Here is a 15,898-nt window from a genome sequence, read left to right as displayed (position 1 = left end):
CGGCCGCGCCCCGCGCCCCAAAGGGGCACGGGGAACTGCGCGACCAGCCACAGCGGACCCGCCAGTCACAAACCGGCAGCCCCCAGCACTCGAATCACCCAAGAGACCCGTCCCCAGCACACGGCTCATGAGCGCCTCTTCGGCTTCCCCGGCGGCGGGGGAGGAGGCGGCGGTGGCGGAGGGGGCGGCCCGTCGGCCCCTCCGGACGACGCCCCGTCTCCACGCCGCCGCGGAGGCCGCGGCGATCGCGGCGGCGGCGCAATCGGCCGTACGACCGTGGGTGCCCCGTAGATATCGCCGTCACCGGCGGACGGCGGCTCACCAGCCGGCGGCTCGCCCACCGGCGGGTCACCAGGGCGCCGCACACCACCGCGCCCCCACCGCGCATCACGCCCCGGCGCGTCCCCGGCCGCCCGCGCGCCCCCGGGAGGCGGCGTCGTCCCCGGCGGCCGCGCGTCCTCCGGTTCGCGCAGCTGGTCGGGCACCCGCAGATACGGGTTCGTCCCCGGGTTGGGTGGCCGGTACGGCGCGCCCGGGGTGTAGGGCCCGGACGGGCTCGCATCCGACGAAACCCCGGAACCCTCGGCCGCCGAGCTCGCCGTACTCCAAGGCGCGGCCACTCCGGTCCCACCCGGCACCACACCCACCACCGTCCCCCGAGCAAACGGCGCCGCCCGCTGCCCCGCCGCCCCCGTCGCCCGGGCCATGAGCGCCCCGAGTACGCCCGCCCCCGCGCCCCAAGCCGCCCCCAGCAGCAGCGCCACACCGAGGTTCCCCTGCAACCGCACCCCGGCGCCGAACGCGTCGAAGCCCAGCACCGACAGGGAGGCGTCCACGGACAGCTCCGTCAGCCATGCGAGCAACGGCAGCGTCAGCGCCGTGGCGACACCGAGCCGGAGCGCACACCGCCCCGCGAAGCGCAGGGCACCCGGATCCCGTACGTCCCCGGAACCCGGACTCTCCAACGCGCCCGCCACGACCGGCGTCCGCACGGCTGTCAGCACGCCCGCGAGCAGCATCATCAGCGCCGCCGCGACTCCCAGCAGCCACACCCGGCCGTCCAGCTCCGCGAGCCTGCTCAGCGTCACGGACTGGTCGGCGCCGCTGTTCAGAAGGTCGTCCATGGGGTCCGGGAGCAGGCCCACCAGCGCTCCCGTGGCACGGCCGTCGAACGGCACGAGCAGGCCGATCGGGATGCCGAGCCACACACCGTTCGGGGCGCCCAGCAGGGCCGCGCCCGCGATCCGCTTGGGGTGGTCGTCGCCGATCGCGGCGTACGCCGCCGCCGCGAGCCCGGCTGCCACGGCCACCAGCAGCACCGTGACGAGGGCGGACGCGGCAGGCCGTACGACGCGGTGCAGAGCCTCCCAGCCGCGCGGCAGCGGGGTGCGGCGCGAGGCCAGCAGAGCGATCAGCAGGATGCCCGCCGACCAGGCCATGCCGCCGAGCAGCGTCGGCGCCGTGTCCACCGTGAAGCCGACCGCCGCCTTCGCGTCGACGAGGTCGCCGATCTGGTCGGGCAGCAGCCCGCCGATGTCCCCGATGTCACCCACTCCGGGGATCTCGAGACCGCCCCCGCCACCGCCCGGCAGGTCGTCGAGCCCCAGCGAGCTCCCGTCGATCGTGATGACGTCGTGCCCGGCCCAGGCAAGTCCGCCCAGCATCGCCACGAACAGCACGACCACCGCGCCCGCGCGCGCGAGGAGTTCGGACGGTGAGATCACAACTCCCGCACCGCGCAAGGACCGTAGGAAGAACCACGACAGGAGCACCGCGCCGACCAGGCTCACCCCGAGTGGCGTGATCTCGATGGCGGTCGACGCCTCCGCGCCCGTCAGCCCGAAAGCGGACACATCGCCGGACGGTGTGACAGAACCACCCGCCCCAAGGGCCACCACCGCCGCTGTCATGGGCCAGAGGGAGCCCGCGGTGTCGGCCTCCAGCAGATGCAGCCCGAGTGCCGCCGTGCCCGCCATCCCGATCAATGCCCAGCTCACGCAGGCGATCGCGGACAACAGGATGTCTCCCCACGGCAGCCGTGTGCCGTGCCTCGCGCTCTCGACGTTCGTGGACGCGCTCATGGCAGACCCCCCGATCCGCAGCACGGCGAGGTGTTCGCCGCGCATGTCCCCCTCGCGTGGATTACCACTCTCCGGACTGATTTCAACCCCGTCAACGGAACCATTCGAAGCGCGTGGGCGTGGTCCTCACAAGGCCCGACTTTCGGTCAGGGGGCGGAGCCTGAAATAGTTCCCGACGATGTTCGACATCCCTAGACTCCCTGTGTTGGGGGTAACTCGGGGGACTACTCAGTGGGGCTGGAGTGCCGGAACTCGTACTGGAATTGAATGGAAGGACCTGGACGCTCGACCCGTCCAGGCCCTACACCCTCGGACGTGATCCGCAGGGTGACATCGTGCTCGACGACGCCAGAGTGTCCTGGCGGCACGCCACGATCAGCTGGAGCGGCCGCAGTTGGGTCATCGAGGACCACGGCAGCACCAACGGCACGTTCGTGCAGGGCCAGCGGATCCATCACCTGGAGATCGGCGGCGGCTCGGCCGTGTTCCTGGGCAACGCGACCGACGGACCGTGTCTGAACCTCTCGGGCACCGCGGCCTCCGTCGCCTCGCCGCAGGCTCAGCCACAGCAGCAGCCGTACGCCGCGCAGGGCGCGAACCCCGGCTGGGCCCAGCAGGCCCCGCCGCAGCAGGCGCCGCAGCAGCAGGGGTCCCAGCAGGTCCCGCAGCAGCACGCCCAGCAGGCCGGCTGGCAGCAGCCGCAGCAGGCCGCCGCTCACATCCCGCAGCAACAGGGCCCCGGTGGTGGCGCGGGGGCGCCGCCGGTCTACGGCGACCGCAGCCCCACCACGTTCCACCAGTTCTCCGTCGGCCGCGTCATGCGCATCGGCCGTGCCCTGGAGAACGAGCTGGTCGTCTCCGACCTCCAGGTCTCCCGGCACCACGCCGAGTTCCACTCGACGCCCGACGGCCGTATGGAGATCCGCGACCTCGGCTCCCACAACGGCACGTACGTCAACGGCCAGCCGATCGCCAAGGGCGGCTCGCAGCTGCTGGGCCCGGCGGACATCGTCGGTGTCGGTCACTCGACGTTCCGGATCGTCGGCGACCGCCTCGAGGAGTTCGTCGACACCGGTGAGGTGTCCTTCTCCGCACGCCACCTGACCGTCACGGTCGACGGCGGCAAGCAGATCCTCAAGGACGTCTCCTTCGGAGTCCCGGAGAAGTCCCTGGTCGCGGTCATCGGCCCGTCCGGTTCCGGCAAGTCGACCCTGCTCAAGGCGCTCACCGGCTACCGGCCCGCCAACCAGGGCGACGTCCTCTACGACAACCGGAACCTCTACAAGCAGTTCGCCGAGCTGCGTCAGCGCATCGGTCTGGTCCCGCAGGACGACATCCTGCACAAGGAGTTGACCGTAAAGAAAGCCCTCAAGTACGCGGCCAAGCTCCGTTTCCCGGCCGACACCACGGCCGCCGAGCGCGAGGCCCGTATCGACGAGGTGCTGCGCGAGCTGAAGCTGGACATCCACAAGGAGAAGAAGGTCACCTCCCTCTCCGGTGGCCAGCGCAAGCGCGTCTCGGTGGCCCTGGAGCTGCTCACCAAGCCGTCGCTGATCTTCCTGGACGAGCCCACGTCGGGTCTCGACCCGGGCATGGACCGCGACGTCATGCAACTGCTGCGCGGCCTCGCCGACGACGGCCGTACGGTGCTCGTCGTCACGCACTCGGTGGCCGAGCTGGCGCTGTGCGACAAGCTCCTGGTGATGGCGCCCGGCGGTGCGGTCGCCTACTTCGGCCCGCCCGAGGAGGCGCTGAACTTCTTCGGCTACGACACCTGGGCCGATGTCTTCTCCGCCTTCGAGAACTACCGCGACTACGACTGGGCGGGCCGCTGGAAGGGCTCGCAGCACTACCAGATGTACGCCGCGGACATCGACGCGATTGCTCCGCAGTCCGTACAGATGCCGCCCATGCAGGCGATGAGGCCTCCGAAGCCGCAGGGCTGGCTGTCCCAGTTCTTGACCCTGGTGCGCCGCTATGTCGCGGTGATCGCCTCCGACAAGGGCTTCCTGGCCCTGACGGTGATCCTGCCGCTCGTCCTCGGCTCGGTGAGCCTGCTCATCGACTCCGGCAAGGACCTCCTGGTCAACACAGAGATCAATCCGAACACCGGCAAGCCCGTCGCCAACGGCACGGCCCTCACCGTCCTGCTGATCCTCGCGGTGGGCGCCTGCTTCGCCGGCGCCGCCAACTCCGTCCGTGAGCTGATCAAGGAACGGGTCATCTACGAGCGGGAGCGCGCGACCGGCCTGTCCCGGTCCGCGTACCTGATGTCCAAGGTGTTCGTGCTCGGCCTGATCACCGTGCTGCAGGGCTTGATGGTCGGTGTCATCGGCTTCTCCAGCCGCACCATCCCGGACGAGGGCCTGATCCTCGGCAGCCAGATTCTGCTGGAGCTGTGTATTCCGATCATGGCGCTGGGCTTCACCGCGATGATGTTCGGCCTGATCATCTCGGCCCTGGTGAAGACCGCCGAGAAGACCATGCCGCTGCTGGTCATGTTCGCGATCGTCCAGGTCGTCTTCACCGGCTGCCTGTTCCCGTTGGCCAACTCCATCGGTGTCAACGAGCTCTCGTACCTGATGCCGTCGCGCTGGGCGGTCGCCGCCGCGGGTGCCACGCTCGACTTCAACCAGATCAGCCCGCCCGCCAAGGGCGACAGCAACGACCCCCTGTGGGAGCACACGGTCGGCGCCTGGACCATGGACATGCTCGCGCTGATCGTCCTCGGCGTGATCTGCGGCATCTTCGTGGCCCGCTTCCTGCGCCGCCACGAGCCCGAGGTCATGCGCAAGTAGTTGCCTCCCGTACGACCGCGAGCGGACTGCTCGTAGCACGCCCGAAGGGCGGCACCCGTCAGGAGGGTGCCGCCCTTCGGCGTACGGATCAGAGGCCCGCGCCTACCTCGCTCAGTACGCGCTGTTGACGTTGTCGATCGAGCCGTACCGGTCGGCCGCGTAGTTGGCGGCGGCGGTGAGGTTGGCGACCGGGTCGTACTGGCTCTTGGCCGTGCCCGGGACGTGGTACGCGTCGAAGGTCGGCTTGATGACCTGGAGCAGACCGATCGACGGGACGCCGTTCTGGGCGTTGATGTCCCAGTTGTTGATCGCGTTCGGGTTACCCGAGGACTCCCGCATGATGTTCTTGTGCAGGCCGTTGTAGGTGCCCGGGATGTCGTGCTTCTTCATGATGTCCAGGGCCTCGCGGATCCAACCGTCGAGGTTGTTCGCGTAGGTCTTGGCGGCGACCGGCTTGACCTGGACGCGCTTGGCGTCCCGGCTCGCGGCGGCCTCGGCCTTGCGCGCGGCTTCGGCCTTCTTCGCGGCGGCGGCCTTGGCGGCCCGCTGCTTGGCGGCGGCCTGGGCGGCCACGTGCTTGTCGTGGGCCACGGCGGCACGGTGCTGGGCGGCGGCCACGGCGGCCTTGTGCTTGGCCGACATCGCCTCGGCCTTCACGCCGGCACCGGCGAGCTGGTTGGTGACGCTCGGCTTGACGTCCTTGATCTGCTCGCTGCTGTACGCCACCTTGCCCGCGGGGGCGTCGGCCGTGGTCGTCTGGGCGTTGCCCGGGACGGCGGACAGGGCGAGAGCGGCGGCGCCGAGCGTACCGACGCCGGCTATCGCGATCTTGTGGCGCTTGGTGAGCGTGCGACTAAGACGGTTCTTGGTGTTCTTGAGCATGGCAGTGGGACCTCTTCGAATAGCGCGGAGGTCGCTCGCTGTCCGTCAGGGGACACGGGTGCTTCCTGCACAAACGCCGCGGGCTGAACCCACGGCGCTGAGCGACGAGAGCAATTCTTAGCGGCCGCAAAATGGCGAGGCAAAGGTGTGACGTACGATCCCCGGTAGTGGACCCAGGAAGGGCAAAACGGGACAGACGGGACCGTCTGTCCCGCTCAAAAGGGACGTCGCTACCTACTACGGACTTTCGTACGTGACCTGCGCCCTATGCGCGGGCTCACATCGGCCGCGTAACAGTCTCACCGGCAGTTGCTGGCGCAATGCTCTGTGTGAGGGCGCTCCTCCGGCAGGATGAGATGCACGTCGCCGAACTCGTGCCACAGGTAGAGCCCTTGCAGCGCCGCCTCGTAGCTGCGGTCGATCGCGGCCCGCCCGGCGACCGCCTCCAGCATCAGCAGATGCGAGGCCTCCGGCTCGTGCAGCCCGGTCAGCAGCCCGTCCACCACCCGCACGCCGCGCTCCGGCGTGACGACGAGGTCCGTCCACCCCTCACGCGCGCGTACGACCCCGTCGGCGCCCGCCGCCGACTCCACCGCCCGCACGGCCGTCGTCCCTACGGCGACGACCCTGCCGCCCCCTGCCTTCGCTGCGTTGATCAGCCGAGCCGAGGCCTCCGGCACCGCGAAGCGCTCCGGATACGGCGGCTCGTGCGCCTCCGCCGAGGCCACCCCGGTGTGCAGGGTGATCGGCGCGAACTGCACACCCCGGCTGACCAGCTCCGTCACCATCCGCAGCGTGAAGGGCCGCGCCGCACTCGGCATCTCCGCGCTGCCCGTCCCGTCGGCGGCCGGCAGCGCGAACACCGTCTGGTACACGGAGAGCGGCTGGTCGCGCTCCGTATAGGAGTAACGAATCGGCCGCCCGTGTTCACGCATGAGCCCGCGGACCCCTGCCGCAGGGGAGCTCTCCCGGGCCCCTGGGACCCGCGCCCACCAAAGCCGCTCACTCCCCGGGCTGAGCGGCTCCTCCAGCACCAGCCGCAGCCCGCCCGGCAGCCCCACGTCAGTTCCCGCGGGCCCGCCCGCACGCGCGCGCGTGGCGCCGCGCGGGTCGGGATCCCGCAGCTCGACCGCCCACCGCCCGTCGTCCCCGCGCGTGGAGAAGTGCACCACCACGCGTGCGCGCCCGATCCGCCCGTCCACGGCGGCGGCCAGCGTCTCCGACGTGTTCACGACCAACAGATCTCCGGCCCGCAACAGGCGCGGCAGCTCGCCGAACGCGTGATGCGTCACGTCGGTGCCTCTCGACACCAGCAGCCGTACGGCATCGCGGTCCAGCCCCGGCCCCCGCTGCTCGGCCGGTACCCGGGCCGACAGCTCCTCGGGTACCCGCACCGCCAGAGTCATCGCCGTCCCTCCAGCAGAGCCGGCGCCCCATAGCGGCCGCTCGCCGGCCGCTCGTCCAGCAGCCGCAGGAAGGCCGGCACCACGTCGCCCGGCGTCGGCCGTGGCTCGTAGTCGTCCGGTACGGCCGCCGCATACAGGTCCGTGGCCATGTCCCCGGGGTCGACCGCCCAGATCCGCAGCCCCGCCTCCTCCTCGCCGAGCACCGCCGCGAGATGGTCCAGGGCGGCCTTCGACGCGCCGTACCCGCCCCAGGTCTCGTACGCCTCGGCGGCAGCGTCCGAGCTGACCGTGATCACCGCACCCGTCCCCGACGCCCGCAGCAGCGGCAGCGCCTCCTGGACCAGGCCGAGCGCGGCGACGACGTTCACCTCCAGCGCCCGCCGCAGCCCCTCCAGGGGCAGCTCGTCCAGCCGTACGAGCGGCTCGGCGCCCAGCGCGCTGGCGTTGCTCACCAGCAGGTCGATGCCGCCCAGCTGCCAGGCGGCGGCCACCAGCTCGGCCCGGTGCCCGGCGTCCGTGACGTCCCCGGGTACGGCCTTCACGCGCGTGCCGTACGACCGGAGCCCGGCCGCCGCCTCTTGGAGGACCTCCGCCGTCCTGGCGTCGAGCACCAGATCCCAGTCGCGCGCGGCCAGCGCCTCGGCGAGCGCACGCCCCAGACCCTTCGAGGCTCCCGTGATGATTGCTACCGGCATGACAACCGTCCCCTCGTACCAGGCCGCCTCCGATCGGCGGTGCCCCCAACGTAGGAACGGGGCCGCCCGTACCGCCTCGGACGCGGGCCGCAAAGCCGCGGGGTCCTTCGTCCTAAGCCGCACCGGGGGGCCGTTCGCCCTACGCCGCTGCTCGGGGGACCAGAGGACTAGGACCGGCGCCCTAGTCGGCCGCCGCCACAGGTCCGATCCGACTGTCACACCCCGCCGGTACCGTGAGGGCATGAGTCAAGGCCCCCGGTCCGGCCTCGCCGCGGTGAGCTCCGCGTTGCTGGCCATGAGCAGGCATCTCGAGGTGCGTGACGTCCTCAAGACGATCGTCGCCTCGGCCCGCGAGCTGCTCGACGCGCAGTATGCGGCGCTCGGCGTCCCGGACGACCACGGCGGCTTCGCCCAGTTCGTGGTCGACGGAGTCAGCGACGAGCAGTGGAAGGCCATCGGCCCGCTCCCGCGCCAGCACGGCATCCTCGCCGCGATGCTCCAGGAGGCCGAGATCGAGCGCCTCGCCGACGTCCGCAAGGACCCCCGTTTCGAGGGCTGGCCATCGGCGCACCCCGACATGTCCGACTTCCTGGGCCTGCCGATCCGGGACGGCGACGAGGTCATCGGCGCGCTGTTCCTGGCGAACAAGAACTGCCCGAAGCCAGAAGGCAGTTGCGGCTTCACCGAGGAGGACGAGGACCTCCTCGGCATCCTCGCCCAGCACGCCGCGATCGCCCTGACCAACGCCCGCCTGTACGAACGCAGCCGCGAGCTGACGATCGCGGAGGAACGCTCGCGCCTCGCGCACGAACTGCACGACGCTGTCAGCCAGAAGCTCTTCTCCCTGCGCCTGACGGCCCAGGCGGCGGCCGCCCTGATCGACCGTGACCCGTCCCGCGCCAAGGGCGAGTTGCACCAGGTGGCCGCGCTCGCCGCCGAGGCCGCCGATGAACTGCGCGCCGCAGTCGTCGAGTTGCGCCCCGCAGCCCTGGACGAGGACGGCCTCGTCGCCACCCTGCGCACCCAGATCCAGGTCCTCGACCGCGCCCACTCCGCGCGCGTGACCTTCGCCGGCCGCGGCGTGAAGGCCCTGCCCTCCGCCCAGGAGGAGGCCGTACTGCGCGTCGCCCAGGAGGCCCTGCACAACGCGCTGCGGCACTCCGGCGGCGAGCACGTCGACGTGACGCTGGACAAGCGCGGCAGCGGAGCCGTACTGCGCATCACGGACGACGGCGGCGGCTTCGACCCGAAGGCGATACGCCGCGCCGGGCGCCACCTGGGCCTGGTCTCCATGCGGGACCGGGCGAGCGGCGTCGGCGGCACGCTGACCGTGGAATCGGCGCCCGGCAAGGGCACCGTGATCGAGATGGAGGTCCCCGGTGGCTGACGCAATCAAGGTGCTGCTCGTCGACGACCACCAGGTTGTCCGCCGGGGCCTGCGCACCTTCCTCGAAGTACAGGACGACATCGAGGTCGTGGGTGAGGCCGCCGACGGCGCCGAGGGAGTGGCCCGCGCCGAGGAACTCAAGCCCGACGTCGTGCTGATGGACGTCAAGATGCCGGGCATGGACGGCGTCGACGCCCTGCGCAAGCTCCGCGAACTCGACAACCCCGCGCGGGTGCTGATCGTCACCAGCTTCACCGAACAGCGCACGGTGATCCCCGCCCTGCGCGCGGGCGCCGCCGGTTACGTCTACAAGGACGTGGACCCGGACGCCCTCGCCGGCGCCATCCGCTCCGTGTACGCCGGGCACATCCTGCTCCAACCCGAGGTCGCGGGCGCCCTGCTGTCCCAGGAGGAGGCCAACTCGGGGCAGGGAAGAGCTGGTTTGCTGACCGACCGCGAGCGTGAGGTCCTCGGCCTGATCGCGGACGGCCGTTCGAACCGCGAGATCGCGCGTGCCCTGGTCCTCTCCGAGAAGACCGTCAAGACACACGTCTCAAACATCTTGATGAAGCTCGACCTGGCGGACCGCACACAGGCTGCCCTGTGGGCCGTACGCCATGGCGTGACCGGCTGAAACGCTCTCCGCAGGACGTGACGGACGGCAATACGGAGGGTTCCGCTCCGGACTGAGATTCATACCGTCGTGGGAATGTCCCCCGGATGGCGCATCCTTCGGGGATCTCCACCGTTCTCCAGTGCGTGCTGCGGCGACTGCCGCGGCAATCGCAAGGAGGGCTTGAAAGTGAAGAACCTGAAGAAGGCAGCGGCCGTGACGATGGTGGCGGGTGGCCTGCTGGCCGCCGGTGCCGGAATGGCCTCCGCCACCGACGGCGCGCACGCCGACGGCAAGGCCGTGGGCTCCCCGGGCGTCGCCTCGGGCAACCTCGTCCAGGCCCCGGTTCACATCCCGGTCAACGTCGCGGGCAACAGCGTGAACGTCGTCGGCATCCTGAACCCGGCCTTCGGCAACCTGGCCGTCAACAAGTGACGCCCACCCGAAGCAAGCAGTGACCTCCGGCCTCCCGGCCCCACCCCGGGAGGCCGGTCTGTTTGTCGGCGCGGGCTCGGGGACTCTCCAGCGCAGGTCGGCACAATCCAGCCCGTCCGGCGTTTGAGGCCGAGGCCGTCCAGGCCGAATACGGGGGTCTGGGGGCGGAGCCCCCAGAGGACGGTCACACCAGCGCCGGCCCAGGGACGCTCACCGCACGCCCCGCTCCCGCTCCTCCACGTACGCGTTGTACGAAGCGACCTGCGCCCGCCGCGCCACCCGCTCCACCGGCCGCAGGGCCTCAGCCCGAGCCCCCATCTCAGCGGAGCTCACCGCACCCCCGTGCCCGTTCGTATAAGCCAGCGAGATCAACAACCCCACCCGCTGCGCCAGCTCCAGCACCCGCACCGCCCGCGGCGGATACCCCGGAGCCAAAACCTCCCGCCCCCGCTCGGCCCGAGCCCGGTACGCATCGATCGCCGCCTCGGCCACCGGCCCCGACCCGGCCACATCCAGCCGTGCCAAGACCTCGGTCGCATCCCGCAGGGCCTCCGCCAGCTCCCGCTCCGCCTCGCCCAGAGACGGCACATCCGCAGGAGGCGCCTCCCGTACCGGCAGCACATGCCACACGACCTCGACATGTACATCACCATCGGGCCCGGCCTCGTACACCTCCGGCACCAGCCCCAACGCGGCGCCGTGACAGACCACCGCCTCCTCGGCATCCATCGCCCGCGCATTGAACTCGGGCGGCCCGCTCAGCCCCAGCGGATGCCCCGGCGCCGGCAGCGCGACCCGCAGCCCGCTGACCCCGAGCGTCCGCAGCCGGCCCAGCGCCAGCGTGAGTCCGACGGGCGCCGACTCCCCCGGCAGCCCCTCCACCCTGTGCACGGCATCGTCCCCGACGATCTCCAGCACAGCGTCATCCGGCGAGATAAGTCCGGCCAAAAGGGCATTTCCCCAAGCCGCAAGGCGTCCTGAACGCGGTTCCGAGAGCATGCCTCCACCCTAAGGACCGGACCGATGGAATGAAGCGCCCGACCGGTGGCGTAGATTTCGTTGAGGGCTGCGCCCACAGGCGCACGCGACCACCGAGACGCCGAGACGCCGAGACCGGTCACACTGCAAGGGGAGACAACGCGCTCATGAGCGATGTTCTGGAGCTTCAGGACGTATCCGTGGTCCGCGAGGGCCGGGCTCTGGTGGACCAGGTCTCCTGGTCGGTCAAGGAGGGCGAGCGCTGGGTCATCCTCGGCCCGAACGGCGCCGGCAAGACCACCCTCCTGAACCTCGCCTCCAGCTACGTCTTCCCCAGCAAGGGCACCGTCTCCATCCTCGACGAGACCCTCGGCAAGCCCGGCACCGACGTCTTCGAACTGCGTCCGCGCATCGGAACGGCCGGCGTGGCCATGATCGACAAGCTGCCCAAGAAGCAGACGGTCCTGCAGACCGTGCTGACCGCCGCGTACGGCATGACCGCCGGCTGGCACGAGGACTACGACGAGATCGACGAGCAGCGCGCCCGCGCCTTCCTCGACCGTCTCGGCATGAGCGACTACGTGGACCGCAAGTTCGGCACCCTCTCCGAGGGCGAGCGCAAGCGCACCCTCATCGCCCGTGCCCTGATGACCGACCCCGAGCTCCTCCTCCTCGACGAGCCCGCCGCAGGCCTCGACCTCGGTGGCCGCGAGGACCTCGTACGCCGCCTCGGCCGCCTCGCCCGCGACCCGATCGCGCCCTCCATGATCATGGTCACGCACCACGTCGAGGAGATCGCTCCCGGCTTCACCCACGTCCTGATGATCCGTCAGGGCAAGGTCCTCGCCGCGGGCCCGCTGGAGCTCGAACTCACCTCCCGCAACCTCTCCCTCTGCTTCGGCCTCCCGCTCGTCGTCGAACAGGTTGGCGACCGCTGGACGGCACAGGGCCTCCCGCTCTCCTGACCCGGTCCTTCACCCCGCAAAACCCCGGTAAGAACCGCTTCTCAAACGATCGGCGCCCTGTCCGCGACCGGGCCCGCAGTCCTACCATGACCATGTGGAAATCGACGCGTGGGTTTGGTGGTTGATCGGAGCGGCAGCGCTCGGCATCGGGCTCGTGGTCACCGCGATGCCCGAACTCGCCATGCTGGCGGTGGGCGCCGTTGCGGCAGCGGTGGTCGCCGGCATCTTCGGCGGTGGCGCCGTCGTCCAAGTCGTGTCCTTCGTCGTCGTTTCCACCGCACTCATCGCCGTCGTACGGCCCATCGCGAACAGACATCGCGCACAGCGGCCCCAACTCGCCACCGGCATCGAGGCCTTGAAGGGCAAACAGGCCGTGGTTCTGGAGCGCGTCGATGCCTCCGGCGGCCGGATCAAGCTCGCCGGAGAGGTCTGGTCGGCACGCGCCCTCGACACCGACCGCGCCTACGAAGTAGGCCAGGAAGTGGACGTCGTGGACATCGAGGGGGCCACGGCGATCGTCATGTGACCTCGCACGACGTAACTGGCGCGAACCCGCCGCGAGTTCCGCGACGGTCTGTCAGACTCGACCAGCAAGATCTTCAACAACCATAAGATCTGCGGAAGAAGCCGCGGCGGAGAAGGGGTACGGGGAAAGACCATGGAACCGGTCATCATCGTCTTGATCATTCTGGTGGTGTTGGTCTTCATCGCCCTGATCAAGACGATCCAGGTCATCCCGCAGGCCAGCGCGGCCATCGTCGAGCGCTTCGGCCGCTACACGCGGACACTCAACGCGGGCCTCAACATCGTGGTCCCGTTCATCGACACCATCCGCAACCGCATCGACCTGCGCGAACAGGTCGTACCGTTCCCACCCCAGCCGGTGATCACCCAGGACAACCTGGTCGTGAACATCGACACCGTCATCTACTACCAGGTGACCGACGCCCGCGCCGCCACCTACGAAGTCGCCAGCTACATCCAGGCGATCGAGCAGCTCACCGTCACCACGCTCCGCAACATCATCGGCGGCATGGACCTGGAGCGCACCCTGACCTCCCGCGAGGAGATCAACGCGGCCCTGCGCGGTGTCCTCGACGAGGCGACGGGCAAGTGGGGCATCCGCGTGAACCGCGTCGAGCTCAAGGCAATTGAGCCCCCCACCTCCATCCAGGACTCGATGGAGAAGCAGATGCGCGCCGACCGTGACAAGCGCGCCGCGATCCTCACCGCCGAAGGTACGCGCCAGGCCGCGATCCTCACCGCCGAAGGTGAGAAGCAGTCCCAGATCCTGCGCGCCGAAGGTGAGGCCAAGGCCGCCGCCCTGCGCGCCGAGGGCGAGGCCCAGGCCGTCCGCACGGTCTTCGAAGCCATCCACGCCGGCGACCCCGACCAGAAGCTCCTCAGCTACCAGTACCTCCAAATGCTCCCCAAGATCGCCGAAGGCGACGCCAACAAGCTCTGGATCGTCCCCAGCGAAATCGGCGACGCCCTCAAGGGCCTGTCGGGCGCGATGGGCAACCTGGGCGGCCTGGGCGGCGGTTCAGGCAACGGAGGTTCCGGCACAGGCACGGAACGCCGGGAGAAGCCGTCGATCGACTGACGCGAAGCTCGTCGTACGACAAAGGGGCTCGCCTTCTTGAAGAAGGCGAGCCCCAAATGTCTTCAGGGGCGCGGGGAACTGCGCGACAAGCCACAACGAACCCGCGACCTACGAACCACCAGTGGTCCCACGGAGAATAGTCAGGCCGCGTCCGTTGCCAGCCAATCCGGCAGCGCAGCAAACTTGTCGGCCCCCAGCGTCAGCAACATCGCATCGGCAGGCGTCGGCTCGAACGGCTCCCGAAGCAACGGCATACCCGCCTGCTCAGGCGTCCGGTCGGCCTTCCGATGATTGTCCTCGGCGCACGAGGCGACCGTATTCAGCCACGTGTCCTGCCCACCGTGCGACCGCGGCACCACGTGGTCCACAGTCGTCGCCCTGCGCCCGCAGTACGCGCACCGGTGCCGGTCCCGCACCAGCACACCCCGCCTCGACCACGGCGCTTGTCTTCGGAACGGCACCCGTACGTACCTGCAGAGCCTGATCACCCGGGGCGCGGGTATGTCGACCGCGGCTCCGCGCATGCGCAGTTCGGGGTGGGCCTGCTCAACGACGGCCTTGTCCTGAAGCACCAGAACGACGGCTCGGTTCAACGTCACCGTCGACAGCGGCTCGAAGCTCGCGTTCAGTACCAGCGTGTCCCGCATGACCAGCCCACCTCCCGTGTGCAGCTGCCCACCCCGTGGCGGGCTGGGATCAACTCTGGCCGGGCACGCCGAGATGGACAACGAAATAAAAAATGCCCGCCCCCGATCACTTCCATGACCGGGGGCGGGCAAACGTTCCATGAACGTCAGGCTTCGGCGGGCACCTCGTACTCGGCGATCACATGGGCACGCGCGAGCGTGTGGAACCGCAGGTTGAAGCCGACGACGGCCGGACTGGCGTCCGAGTCCGGACCGAGCTTCTCCTGGTCCACGGCGTACACCGTGAACACGTAGCGATGCGGCCCGTCCCCGGGCGGCGGCGCGGCACCGCCGAACTCCTTCGACCCATAGTCGTTCCGCGCGTGTACGGCACCCTCCGGCAGCCCCTCGAACTTGCCGCTGCCCGCACCGGCCGGCAGCTCGCTCACCGAGGCCGGGATGTCGAAGAGGACCCAGTGCCAGAACCCGCTGCCCGTAGGGGCGTCGGGGTCGTAGCAGGTCACGGCGAAACTCTTGGTCTCGGCCGGGAAGCCTTCCCAGCGCAGCTGCGGCGAGGTGTTGCCCGCCGCGTGGACCTGAGCGTCCTTGAGGGTCCCGCCCTGCTCGACGTCCTCGCTCGTGACCGTGAAGGACGGCACAGGCGGATGGAAGTCGTGGGGCAGCGGCCGCCGCTTGAGCTCGGTCACTTCGATACCTCCTGATGAACCGGTGGAATCAGCAGTTCCGAGCCTAGAACCAGTTGCGCTTGCTGCCGACCTCGGACAGCCACTGGTTGAGGTACGCCGCCCAGTCGGTCCCCTGGAAGTCGTTCAGACCCACCTGGAAGGACCGGAAGGTGTCGCTGCCCTCGCTGAACAGCCCCGGCTTCTTGTCCATCTCGAGGACGACGTCCATCGTGCGCTCGTCCGCGACGAAGCTCAGCTCGACCTGGTTGATCCCGCGGTACTGCTGCGGCGGGAAGAACTCGATCTCCTGGTAGAACGGCAGCTTCTGCCGCGTACCGCGGATGTGGCCGCGCTCCATGTCCGCGTTCTTGAAGCGGAAGCCCAGCTGGATGAAGGCGTCGAGGATCGCCTTCTGCGCGGGCAGCGGGTGCACGTTGATCGGGTCCAGGTCGGTGGAGTCCACGGCCCGCGCGATCGCCAGCTCCGTCGTCACGCCGATGTTCATGCCGCGCAGCGTCTGACCGTCGATCGTCGTGACCGGCGTCTCCCACGGGATCTCCAGCCCGAAGGGCACCGCGTGCACACCCCCGGCCTGCAGCTCGAAGGCTCCACCGAGCTGCATCTTCGTGAACTCGATGTCCTGCTTGTACTCCGAGTCCTGGCCCTCGACCTCGACCCGCGCCTGCAGGCCCACGGACAGGCCCTCGATGTTCTGGTTCACGGACCCGCCCTGAATCCGCACC

At 70.0% G+C, this 15,898-nt stretch carries 15 protein-coding genes (1 of these 15 only partly in view); 7 read left to right on the top strand and 8 right to left on the bottom strand.

Features of this window, described 5'->3' with window-relative positions; translation table 11 throughout:
• Positions 1–125 precede the first annotated feature (125 nt).
• Positions 126–2,081 carry a streptophobe family protein gene (locus AB5J55_RS09105; protein WP_369270155.1) on the bottom strand — a complete coding sequence of 652 codons (1,956 nt, stop codon included), beginning with the start codon at positions 2,079–2,081 and terminating at the stop codon, positions 126–128.
• Positions 2,082–2,323: 242 nt separating this feature from the next.
• On the opposite strand from AB5J55_RS09105, the gene AB5J55_RS09100 reads away from it, so the two are divergent.
• A complete protein-coding gene (locus tag AB5J55_RS09100; RefSeq protein ID WP_369270154.1) occupies positions 2,324–4,879 on the top strand; it encodes an FHA domain-containing protein in 2,556 nt (851 codons plus the stop codon).
• A 111-nt stretch (positions 4,880–4,990) separates the two neighbouring features.
• Here the strand turns inward: AB5J55_RS09100 and AB5J55_RS09095 are convergent, their stop codons facing one another.
• From AB5J55_RS09095 to AB5J55_RS09085, 3 genes are all read right to left on the bottom strand, one after another.
• On the bottom strand, positions 4,991–5,761 hold the full coding sequence (locus AB5J55_RS09095) for a transglycosylase SLT domain-containing protein (RefSeq protein ID WP_369270153.1): 771 nt from the start codon (positions 5,759–5,761) through the stop codon (positions 4,991–4,993).
• Between the two features lie 299 nt (positions 5,762–6,060).
• Complete coding sequence (locus AB5J55_RS09090; protein WP_369270152.1) at positions 6,061–7,167, bottom strand: S-adenosylmethionine:tRNA ribosyltransferase-isomerase; 1,107 nt, start codon at positions 7,165–7,167, stop codon at positions 6,061–6,063.
• Positions 7,164–7,862, bottom strand: coding sequence for an SDR family NAD(P)-dependent oxidoreductase (locus AB5J55_RS09085; RefSeq protein WP_369270151.1), 699 nt, complete (start codon positions 7,860–7,862; stop codon positions 7,164–7,166). Before AB5J55_RS09085 ends, AB5J55_RS09090 begins: the two co-directional genes overlap by 4 nt.
• A gap of 241 nt (positions 7,863–8,103) precedes the next feature.
• Here AB5J55_RS09085 and AB5J55_RS09080 point away from each other — a divergent pair, with 241 nt between their 5' ends.
• The 3 genes from AB5J55_RS09080 (at position 8,104) to chpE (ending at position 10,297) form a co-directional block, all read left to right on the top strand.
• Positions 8,104–9,249: a GAF domain-containing sensor histidine kinase gene (locus tag AB5J55_RS09080; RefSeq protein WP_369270150.1), complete on the top strand. Its 1,146-nt coding sequence runs from the start codon at positions 8,104–8,106 to the stop codon at positions 9,247–9,249.
• Positions 9,242–9,883, top strand: a complete 642-nt coding sequence (locus tag AB5J55_RS09075; protein ID WP_369270149.1) for a response regulator — start codon at positions 9,242–9,244, stop codon at positions 9,881–9,883. Before AB5J55_RS09080 ends, AB5J55_RS09075 begins: the two co-directional genes overlap by 8 nt.
• 168 nt (positions 9,884–10,051) lie before the next feature.
• Positions 10,052–10,297 carry a chaplin ChpE gene (gene chpE / locus AB5J55_RS09070; RefSeq protein ID WP_328428681.1) on the top strand — a complete coding sequence of 82 codons (246 nt, stop codon included), beginning with the start codon at positions 10,052–10,054 and terminating at the stop codon, positions 10,295–10,297.
• Positions 10,298–10,507: 210 nt separating this feature from the next.
• Here chpE and AB5J55_RS09065 read toward each other — a convergent pair whose 3' ends face one another.
• Positions 10,508–11,296 carry a hypothetical protein gene (locus AB5J55_RS09065; RefSeq protein ID WP_369270148.1) on the bottom strand — a complete coding sequence of 263 codons (789 nt, stop codon included), beginning with the start codon at positions 11,294–11,296 and terminating at the stop codon, positions 10,508–10,510.
• Between the two features lie 146 nt (positions 11,297–11,442).
• On the opposite strand from AB5J55_RS09065, the gene AB5J55_RS09060 reads away from it, so the two are divergent.
• From AB5J55_RS09060 to AB5J55_RS09050, 3 genes are all read left to right on the top strand, one after another.
• Complete coding sequence (locus AB5J55_RS09060; protein ID WP_362378668.1) at positions 11,443–12,240, top strand: ABC transporter ATP-binding protein; 798 nt, start codon at positions 11,443–11,445, stop codon at positions 12,238–12,240.
• Positions 12,241–12,334: 94 nt separating this feature from the next.
• The gene (locus AB5J55_RS09055) at positions 12,335–12,766 is read left to right on the top strand and encodes an NfeD family protein (protein ID WP_369270147.1); all 432 of its coding nucleotides are present in this window, start codon (positions 12,335–12,337) and stop codon (positions 12,764–12,766) included.
• A gap of 132 nt (positions 12,767–12,898) precedes the next feature.
• Positions 12,899–13,843 (top strand): SPFH domain-containing protein, encoded by a 945-nt coding sequence (locus tag AB5J55_RS09050; protein ID WP_328882571.1) that lies wholly within the window; start codon positions 12,899–12,901, stop codon positions 13,841–13,843.
• A gap of 140 nt (positions 13,844–13,983) precedes the next feature.
• Here AB5J55_RS09050 and AB5J55_RS09045 read toward each other — a convergent pair whose 3' ends face one another.
• From AB5J55_RS09045 to AB5J55_RS09035, 3 genes are all read right to left on the bottom strand, one after another.
• Positions 13,984–14,490, bottom strand: coding sequence for an HNH endonuclease (locus AB5J55_RS09045; protein ID WP_369270146.1), 507 nt, complete (start codon positions 14,488–14,490; stop codon positions 13,984–13,986).
• Positions 14,491–14,636: 146 nt separating this feature from the next.
• Positions 14,637–15,176: a YbhB/YbcL family Raf kinase inhibitor-like protein gene (locus tag AB5J55_RS09040; RefSeq protein ID WP_369270145.1), complete on the bottom strand. Its 540-nt coding sequence runs from the start codon at positions 15,174–15,176 to the stop codon at positions 14,637–14,639.
• A gap of 43 nt (positions 15,177–15,219) precedes the next feature.
• Positions 15,220–15,898, bottom strand: the 3' portion of a protein-coding gene (locus AB5J55_RS09035) for a sporulation protein (protein ID WP_369270144.1). Its footprint extends 104 nt past the window's final position; the window shows 679 of its 783 coding nt (coding positions 105–783); its start codon lies beyond the right edge, outside the window; its stop codon occupies positions 15,220–15,222.

It is taken from the genome of Streptomyces sp. R11, from assembly GCF_041051905.1.
In the GTDB taxonomy this organism is placed as follows: domain Bacteria; phylum Actinomycetota; class Actinomycetes; order Streptomycetales; family Streptomycetaceae; genus Streptomyces.
The sequence above is the reverse complement of the archived record's forward strand: the minus strand, read 5'-3'. Positions and strand labels throughout refer to the sequence as shown.

Bases quoted from the DNA above. Each gene is read 5' to 3' on its own strand.
- AB5J55_RS09105 (WP_369270155.1), bottom strand. From the start codon at position 2,081: ATGAGCGCGTCCACGAACGTCGAGAGCGCGAGGCACGGCACACGGCTG.
- AB5J55_RS09095 (WP_369270153.1), bottom strand. From the start codon at position 5,761: ATGCTCAAGAACACCAAGAACCGTCTTAGTCGCACGCTCACCAAGCGC.
- AB5J55_RS09090 (WP_369270152.1), bottom strand. From the start codon at position 7,167: ATGACTCTGGCGGTGCGGGTACCCGAGGAGCTGTCGGCCCGGGTACCG.
- AB5J55_RS09085 (WP_369270151.1), bottom strand. From the start codon at position 7,862: ATGCCGGTAGCAATCATCACGGGAGCCTCGAAGGGTCTGGGGCGTGCG.
- AB5J55_RS09080 (WP_369270150.1), top strand. From the start codon at position 8,104: ATGAGTCAAGGCCCCCGGTCCGGCCTCGCCGCGGTGAGCTCCGCGTTG.
- AB5J55_RS09065 (WP_369270148.1), bottom strand. From the start codon at position 11,296: ATGCTCTCGGAACCGCGTTCAGGACGCCTTGCGGCTTGGGGAAATGCC.
- AB5J55_RS09060 (WP_362378668.1), top strand. From the start codon at position 11,443: ATGAGCGATGTTCTGGAGCTTCAGGACGTATCCGTGGTCCGCGAGGGC.
- AB5J55_RS09050 (WP_328882571.1), top strand. From the start codon at position 12,899: ATGGAACCGGTCATCATCGTCTTGATCATTCTGGTGGTGTTGGTCTTC.
- AB5J55_RS09045 (WP_369270146.1), bottom strand. From the start codon at position 14,490: ATGCGGGACACGCTGGTACTGAACGCGAGCTTCGAGCCGCTGTCGACG.